The sequence below is a fragment of the Sphingorhabdus sp. genome (assembly GCF_023910635.1).
In the GTDB taxonomy this organism is placed as follows: Bacteria; Pseudomonadota; Alphaproteobacteria; order Sphingomonadales; family Sphingomonadaceae; genus Sphingorhabdus_B.
This window is the reverse complement of sequence record NZ_JAAVVZ010000027.1, coordinates 22,949-31,215: the sequence shown is the minus strand read 5'-3', so window position 1 is coordinate 31,215 and position 8,267 is coordinate 22,949. Positions and strand designations below refer to the sequence as shown.

General features: G+C 56.7%; 7 protein-coding genes and 1 pseudogene. All 8 read right to left on the bottom strand.

The window, feature by feature from the left end; translation table 11 throughout:
* A pseudogene (gatB, locus tag HEQ34_RS12545) lies at positions 1 to 344 on the bottom strand (Asp-tRNA(Asn)/Glu-tRNA(Gln) amidotransferase GatCAB subunit B); the annotation flags it as partial.
* Complete coding sequence (locus HEQ34_RS12540) at positions 341 to 682, bottom strand: hypothetical protein (protein WP_296200972.1); 342 nt, start codon at positions 680 to 682, stop codon at positions 341 to 343. The pseudogene gatB and the gene HEQ34_RS12540, both read right to left, overlap by 4 nt.
* Positions 676 to 2,160 carry an Asp-tRNA(Asn)/Glu-tRNA(Gln) amidotransferase subunit GatA gene (gene gatA / locus HEQ34_RS12535; RefSeq protein WP_296200970.1) on the bottom strand — a complete coding sequence of 495 codons (1,485 nt, stop codon included), beginning with the start codon at positions 2,158 to 2,160 and terminating at the stop codon, positions 676 to 678. Before gatA ends, HEQ34_RS12540 begins: the two co-directional genes overlap by 7 nt.
* 127 nt (positions 2,161 to 2,287) lie before the next feature.
* Positions 2,288 to 2,575, bottom strand: coding sequence for an Asp-tRNA(Asn)/Glu-tRNA(Gln) amidotransferase subunit GatC (gene gatC / locus HEQ34_RS12530; RefSeq protein ID WP_295492228.1), 288 nt, complete (start codon positions 2,573 to 2,575; stop codon positions 2,288 to 2,290).
* A gap of 142 nt (positions 2,576 to 2,717) precedes the next feature.
* Positions 2,718 to 4,121: a glutamine synthetase family protein gene (locus HEQ34_RS12525; protein ID WP_296200965.1), complete on the bottom strand. Its 1,404-nt coding sequence runs from the start codon at positions 4,119 to 4,121 to the stop codon at positions 2,718 to 2,720.
* A 4-nt stretch (positions 4,122 to 4,125) separates the two neighbouring features.
* Positions 4,126 to 5,493 (bottom strand): aspartate aminotransferase family protein, encoded by a 1,368-nt coding sequence (locus HEQ34_RS12520; protein WP_296200961.1) that lies wholly within the window; start codon positions 5,491 to 5,493, stop codon positions 4,126 to 4,128.
* The gene (locus HEQ34_RS12515) at positions 5,490 to 6,764 is read right to left on the bottom strand and encodes an FAD-binding oxidoreductase (protein ID WP_296200958.1); all 1,275 of its coding nucleotides are present in this window, start codon (positions 6,762 to 6,764) and stop codon (positions 5,490 to 5,492) included. The genes HEQ34_RS12520 and HEQ34_RS12515 overlap by 4 nt, the downstream gene beginning before the upstream one ends.
* A gap of 150 nt (positions 6,765 to 6,914) precedes the next feature.
* Positions 6,915 to 8,261: a glutamine synthetase family protein gene (locus tag HEQ34_RS12510; RefSeq protein WP_296200956.1), complete on the bottom strand. Its 1,347-nt coding sequence runs from the start codon at positions 8,259 to 8,261 to the stop codon at positions 6,915 to 6,917.
* Positions 8,262 to 8,267: the final 6 nt, after the last annotated feature.

Below are 8,267 nucleotides of genomic sequence, written 5' to 3'. Positions count from 1 at the left end.
ATTTCGCCCTCACCCACGATCGGGTGATAGAGCTGCGAAATTTGGTAGCCCTGCGGCAAATCGGCGTAGAAATAATTCTTGCGGTCAAAGCGTGACCAGCGGTTGATCTGCGCATTGATCGCCATGCCCGTGCGCACGGCCTGACGCAGGCATTCGCGGTTGGGCACGGGCAACATGCCCGGCATGGCCGCGTCGACAAGACTAACATGGCTGTTCGGCTCCGCACCGAACTCGGCCGATGCGCCCGAAAAAAGCTTGGAATGGCTCGTGACCTGCGCGTGGACCTCAAGGCCAATCACGACCTCCCATGCGCCGCTGTTTCCTTGGATGCGGTATTCACTCATCTTCTTGCTTTCAAATGTTCGGCAGTTGCCAGCATTTCTTCTCGTAGCATGTCGGATGCAGCTCCTCTAATATCCGCCTTCTCGCAGATATTGATGATTACCTCCGAGTATTCAGGATATTTCCTTAGCTCGTACGCAGCCGCCATTTTTGACGCGATGCTGCCACCTTGCTGTCCCAAATGGTCCATAATTTGAAAAAAGCGCTGATATTGCTGGTGATGAACTTCTTGTCGTTTCGCTAAACTATAGGTCACGGCAGAATAGGCTAACGCCATAAGCGGAACTACGATTCCTCCCCAAGCGATCCATTCTTCTGCGCCAGTGAGGCCCATCACCACCACTCTCCGGCTTCCGCCGTAAATTCTGAACGCTGCTCAATCGCAAGGCCGGCATTCAACACCGCCTGTTCATCCAGCGCCTTACCAATAATCTGAAGCCCCAATGGCAAGCCTTCTTTGCTCAGGCCGCCGGGAACGGACATTGCGGGCAGACCAGCCAGCGAGGCAGGCACAGCGAACACGTCGTTCAGATACATGGACAGCGGGTCAGCGTTTTTCTCACCCAATCCGAACGCCGCGCTTGGTGCGGTTGGCGCGAGGATGAGGTCGCAACTTACCCATGCGTTGTGAAAATCGCGCGCGATCAAGGCGCGGACCTTTTGCGCTTGTGTGTAATAGGCGTCGTAGAAACCGGCGCTTAGCACATAAGTGCCGATCATGATACGGCGGCGGACTTCTTCGCCAAAGCCAGCGGCGCGGGTCGCGGCATACATGTCTTGCAAGCCAGCACCCTCCGGCAAGTCGCGCAGACCGAAGCGCACACCGTCATAGCGCGCAAGGTTCGATGACGCTTCTGCAGGGGCGATGATATAATAAGCAGGCAGCGCGTATTTGGTGTGCGGCAGGCTGATGTCCACGATTTGTGCGCCTGCATCCTTCAACCAGGCGATGCCATTGTCCCACATGCTGGCGATATCTTCGTCGATGCCGTCGAGGCGATATTCGCGTGGAATACCGATACGCTTGCCCTTCAGGTCGCTGTTCAGGCCAGCCTCCCAATTAGGCACAGGCAAATCGAGCGAGGTCGAATCCTTAGGGTCAAAACCCGCCATCGCCTCCAACATGATCGCGCAATCGCGCACGTCGCGCGCCATAGGGCCAGCTTGGTCCAAGGAGCTGGCAAAGGCGACAACGCCCCAGCGCGAACAACGGCCATAGGTTGGCTTGATACCGCTAATGCCCACAAAGGCCGCAGGCTGGCGAATCGAGCCGCCTGTGTCGGTTCCGGTGGCTGCAGGGCACAAACGCGCGGCAATGGCGGATGACGAACCGCCTGACGACCCACCGGGCGCTAATGCGGCATTGCTGCCGTCGTTGCGACGCCACGGCGAAATGACATTGCCGAAATAGCTCGTCTCGTTCGAAGAACCCATCGCGAATTGGTCCATGTTCAGCTTGCCGAGCATCCCTGCCCCAGCGTTCCAAAGATTCGCAGAGACGGTCGATTCATAGGTCGGCACAAAGCCTTCCAATATATGGCTTGCCGCGGTTGTCTGCACGCCTTGGGTGCAGAACAAATCCTTCATGCCAATCGGCACACCAGCCATTTTGCCGAGCGGCTTGCCTGCCGCACGGTCGGCGTCGACGGCTTGAGCGGCTTCGATAGCCTTTTCGGGTGTTTCCACGATGAAGGCGTTGAGCGCTTTTGCGTTAGCGACGTTAGAGTTGAAGGCTTCGGCCACTTCAACAGCCGAGAAATCACCAGCGGCGACGCCTGAGCGGATCGCAGCTACCCCGAGTTTTGTAAGCTCACTCATTCGACCACTCCGTCATGCTGAACTTGTTTCAGCATCCATCGTGCAGCACGACCAGAGCTTGAAAGGATGGATAGACCCTGAAACAAGTTCAGGGTGACGGAAGGGTAGGAAGTCAAGTGGCGTTCCATCACTCAATCACCTTCGGCACGCCAAAGAAGCTGCCTTCCTTGGCTGGTGCGTTGGCGAGCACTTTGTCGCGCACATCGCCATCGGTCACAACATCATCGCGTAGGCGCAGCTTATTGGGGATGACGGCCGTCATCGGCTCGACGCCGGTGACGTCGACCTCTCCCAATTGCTCCACCCAGGCCAAAATGCCATTGAGCTCGCCGACCATCTTGTCAGCCTCAGCATCGCTAATCGCGATACGCGAAAGCCGTGCGATTTTGTTCACGGTATCTTTATCTACAGACATGCTATTCCTTGTGGTCGGAATCGACAAGCGATCCCTTCGTGCCGCTAGCATTGCGCCTGCATTGCTTCAACGGAAAAGCTTAGAGTCAGGGACGCTTAAATTCGCCTTCGAGGCGTCAAAATGGATTTAAGTGATCCTGAACCTAAGCGTTGCGCAAATACCAATCATAATCAATGCTGGGCACTTGTCCGAAATAGCGGTCCTGCTCCACGCGCTTTACGATGGTGAACATGTCAACAAAGCGGTCGCCCAGATAGTCCCGTAGCAATTTGGAGCCATGGAACCGGTCGACTGCGGCAAACCAATTGCTTGGCGGCTTGTCATCGCCTGACCCGTCACGATCATAGCCATTGCCCACAACCGCTGGGCCGGGGTCAATCTGGTTTGTGATACCATGATGCATGCCCGACAATACGCCCGCCACCGCAAGATATGGGTTGGCGTCGGCCCCGCAGGCGCGATGTTCGACATGGCGGCTTGATGGCGGACCGGCCGGAATACGGAAGGATACAGTGCGATTATTGACGCCCCAAGTGGGGGCAACCGGCGCGTAGCTGTTTGCTTTAAACCGGCGGTAGCTATTCGCATGCGGCGCAAAAAGCGCGAAGCAATCGCCAACGCTGGCGATCATCCCGCCTATTGCATGGCGTAACATAAGCGTGCCTTCGGGATCGTCGGCGGCGAAGAGGTTATTGCCGTCTTTGTCGTTCATCGACACGTGAATATGCATGCCGGAGCCAGCTTGTCCGGCAAATGGCTTTGCCATGAACGTCGCCTCAAGCCCATGCGCCTGCGCCACCGCCTTCACGACGCGTTTGTACATGATCGCATCATCACAGGCGCGCAGCACATCGGGCTTGTAGCGCAAGGTCAACTCGCACTGGCCCGGCGCAAATTCGGATATCGCCGATTCCAACGGAAGCCCCTGAATATCGCAGCTTTCGTATAATTCGTCGAAAAAGGGACGGAAATCGTCGAGCTCGCGCAGGCCATAGACTTCAACCATTTGCGGGGTTTCATTATTATATTCTGGCCGCGCTGGACGGATGGACCCATCGCGTGCGCGCTTTGGATCCAGCAAGTAAAACTCAAGCTCCACCGCCAAAGCGGGCGTCAGGCCCATTTCGGCAAAACGGTCCACGACAAGGCCAAGGACATGGCGCGGGTCAAGGTCGTGCGGTTGGCCATCCAGTTCATAAAAATCGACCATGAATTGCGCCGCATTGTCCCCCGCCCAAGGGGTGCGGACCAACGTGCCGGGAATTGGCTTCATCGAACGGTCGGCATCGCCATCTTCCCAAACCAGACCCGTTTCGACCGTGTCCTGCCCGGTGATATCGACCACAGCGATGGAACCGGGAAAAAAGCGGCCGATTTCGTAGACGGACAACACCTCATGCTGGCGCAGGCGCTTGCCGCGCGGGACGCCGCCAAAGTCGGTGTAGATCATCTCGATAGAATCGATATCAGGATGCGTCGCAAAAAACGCCTCTGCCTCGCTACGCGGCGCGATGGTCGCTGATGATATAGCTCGTTTGATTGTCATGATGTCACTTCCGTCCGCCCGAATTTTCAAATGCTAATAGCCCAGTCAGCGCATTGTTCAACTCTGCCGCGAGGCGGTCAACCTGCGCGGCTTGCGTCATCGGGCTGACCAGCATCATATTATGGAATGGCGCGAGCAAGATGCCGCGATTGGCGAGATACAGGTGGATCGTGCTTTCCAGTTCATGGTCCATCACTGCGCGCGCTTCACTACCATTGCGCGGCGGGGTGGCCGAACAGACCAATTCAACGCGCGCGCCAACATGGCTGACATGCCAATCCAGCCTATGCGCGGCAATCACCGCGTTCAATTGCGCCACCAGCCTGTCGGTAATCGAAAGCATGTGGGCATAAGCATCTCGCGTAATCACCTGCCCCACCATCGCGTGCATCGCGGTAATAGCAAGCGCATTGGCCGATAAGGTCGTGCCTATGCCGCTATGCCCCGGTGGACGCGACGCATTCAGCGCCGCCATCCGTTCGGCAATCTCCGCCGTAAATCCGTAAACCGCGCACGGCACACCGCCGCCGATGGATTTACCTACGACCAGTATGTCGGGCTGTGGGCCATGCGTGTTGCTGTGTCCGCCATAGCCGGATGAAATGGTATGCGTTTCGTCCAGCACCAAAATCGTGCCGGTTTGATCACATAGCTGGCGCAATTCCCTCAGGAACCCCGGCGCATCGCGCACCATACCGATGTTGGTCATCAACGGTTCGGCCAAGACGCAGGCGATGTCGCCACCGCGCAAAGCGGTCGTCAGCGCGTCCACATCGTTAAATTCGATTGTAACGGTCGTTGGCAGCAAGTCCTGCACTTGCCCTATCAAGCTTGGCCGGTTGACGGCGCGGCCATCACGCAAGTCAACGAAAACATCATCGACCGCGCCATGATAGCAGCCGTTGAAGACCAAAATCTTGTCGCGTCCCGTCATTCCGCGGCACCAACGAATGACGGCGCGGTTGGCTTCACTCGCTGTTGTTGTCACTTGCCACTGCGGCAGGCCAAACATGTCGGCGAGCATATTGCCCAATTCCGCGCCCTTCGCGGTGGGCAGCATATAGCTTAAACCTTGGCCTGCTTGTTCGGTTATGGCTTTGGCCAGCGGCGCTGGTGAGTGGCCAAACATGCTCGCCGTATCGCCAAGGCAGAAGTCGTCAAAAACCTGCCCGTCAATGCTCGTCAGCGTCGCGCCAGAAGCCGCCTGAGCGACGATCGGGAATGGGGTGGACCAATCGAGCATCCAATGAAACGGAACGCCTTGGAACCAGCCCTGCGCCTTTTCTGCCTGCGCCTTGGATTTCGGGTTTGCCGCGATGAAGCGCGCGACTTCGCGTTCGCGCATGTTGCTTATGGCTTGGCGGTCGATCATAAACGGTCCAGCATCGCATAATAGAGCAACCCAAGCGTCGCCAACGGCCGCGCGAGCCATTTTCCGCCGGGAAAGCGACTGTGCGGTAAGTTTGCAAAAACATCAAAGCGTGACATTGTGCCAACCACCGCCTCTGCCATCAATTCCCCCGCCAGCGTCGTGACCAGCGCGCCATGGCCAGAAAAACCGTGGGCGTAAAACAGTTTTCCCTTGCGCCCCATATGCGGCAGCCGGTTCATGGTAACGCCAACGGCTCCACCCCAGGCATAATCGATGGGAACATCAGCGAGTGAAGGAAACACCTCAGCAATGTGCTTACGCACAAACGCGCCAATGTCATTAGGTGGCGTCTGCACATATTTTTCACCACCGCCGAAAATGAGGCGCTTGTCAGCAGAGAGGCGGAAATAATTCAACACATAACGACAGTCCGCCACCGCCGCGTCGCTGGGGAGTAACTGGTCGGCATCAGGCAGCGGCGCAGTCGCGATATTATAGTTCATGATTGGGACGGTGTAGCTACGCAATTCCGGCGCGATACCCCCCGTCCAAGTGTCGGCTGCCATGATGACATGCTTAGCGGTCAAAGTTCCTGCCCCTGCCCGTATCTCGAGTTGCGTTCCTGTATCGACAGGTGTTTGGGCCGCCGTGTTTTCATATATCCGCACGCCAGCCTTTTGCGCCGCTTGTGCAAGCCCAAGCGCGTAATTCAAAGGATGGAAATGCCCGCCTTGGGGGTCATAAATACCGCCGTGATAACCACCGCCGTTGATATGGCGCCCGATATCCTGTGGCTGGACAATCTGCGCCTCCCAACCAAAATGCTGTGCCAAAAATGCGGCATCGCGCCGCATCGCATCGAAATGCGCTGGCCTGTAGGCCGCTTCCAAATGCCCCGCTTTTGCATCACACTGAATATGGTGCTCGGCGATCCGGTACTTGACCCGGTCGACCGCGCCATAAGCCAAATCGAATATAGCCTGCGCGCGTTCGCGGCCAAACTCTGCGTCGATTTCCTGCATCGACCAACGCAGGCCAGGGATGAGTTGACCACCATTGCGGCCAGATGCACCAAAGCCAATGGTCTGGGCCTCAAGCAATATAACCGAAAGGCCTTTTTCGGCACAGGCCAGCGCGGCGGAGAGGCCAGTAAATCCTCCGCCAATAACGGCTACGTCACAGTCTTCTGTAGAAGCCAACGCAGCTTGCGTTTCCCAAGCTTGTGCGGTCGCGGCGTAATAACTTTGGTTGAGGTCACTCGACCCGCTCATTTTCATTCGTCACCCAGAGCTTGTTTCACCTCTGGTGACTGGCGTTCCAGGGTCCATTTATCAGCAAAAGGCGATGGTCGGCTTTGCGAAATGGATGCTGAAAGTCGTTCAGCATGACGATGAAAGAGCGATGTGCAAACGCGATTCACGTTACACCCGCAATAACAAATGCTCGCGTTCCCAGCTTGAGACCACCGACTGGTAATTGAACAATTCATAATCCTTGACCGCGTAGAAGATGTCGAAAAACTCTTCTCCAAGCAGATTGCGCACTGGCTTGCAGGCGCTGAACCGGTCCAACGCGGCCTCCAACGTGCGGGGCAAGGTGCGGGCGCGGTTGTAGGCGCTGCCGGTGATGGCCTTGGCAGGAACCATCCGCTCCACCATACCAATATAGCCGCAGACCAACGACGCCGCCATCGCGAGATAGGGGTTGGAGTCTGCGCCCGGCAAGCGGTTTTCAACGCGGCGGTTGGCCTTGTCCGAAATTGGCACGCGGAAACCGCAGCTTCGATTGTCCTCGCCCCATTGGACGTTGATGGGCGCGGCGCTATCGGGCCGCATCCGGCGGAAGCTGTTCACATTAGGCGCCCAGAGCGGCGATATCTGCGGCATGAACTTCACGAGACCCGCTATATAACTGCGGAATAAAGCACTGTCCTTGCCATTGGCGTTGGAGAAAAGGTTTCTGCCAGTTTCAGCGTCAACCACCGATTGGTGGATATGCATTGCGCTGCCGGGCTGTCCTGCCATCGGGTTCGCCATGAAGGTGGCATAAACGCCATGCTGTTTGGCAACTGCGCGGACGGTGCGCTTGAACAGAAACACTTGGTCCGCCAGCTTTAACGGGTCGCCATGAATGAAGTTGACCTCAAGCTGCGCTGCACCCATTTCGTGGATCATCGTGTCGATATCGAGGCCCATCAACTCACAATCATCATAGATGTGGTCGATAATGTCCTCATATTCGTTCATCGCCTCCAACCCATAAGGCTGGCTTGCGGTTTCTGCGCGTCCGCTGGAGCCGGTAGGCGGCACTAATGGAAAGTCGGGGTCGACATTTTGGCTCACAAGGTAAAACTCGACCTCAGGTGCTATAATGGGCTTCCACCCACGCTCGGCATACATGTTGAGTACTTTTTTCAATATCGTGCGCGGGGCGATTTCGACCTCGCTTCCGTCGCCATGCAGCACATCAGCGATCACGAAAGCAGTCGGTGATTTGAAGCCCGGCGCGACGCAGATTGTGTCGGGATCAGCGATCAAGATTTTGTCCGGATCCTTGTCCCAAATGTCCGCAATGTCTTCGGGATAATGGCCATCAATAGTGCAGATGAAAACACTGCCCGGTATGCGCAGCGATTTGTCACGGACAGATGACAGGAACTTCTTCGCAGGCAGAACCTTGCCGCGCTGCACGCCGTTAATGTCGGGGACGATGCACTCAACCTCATCGATTTTGTGCTCAGCGATCCAATTCGCAAGATTGACAGACATTGTTTT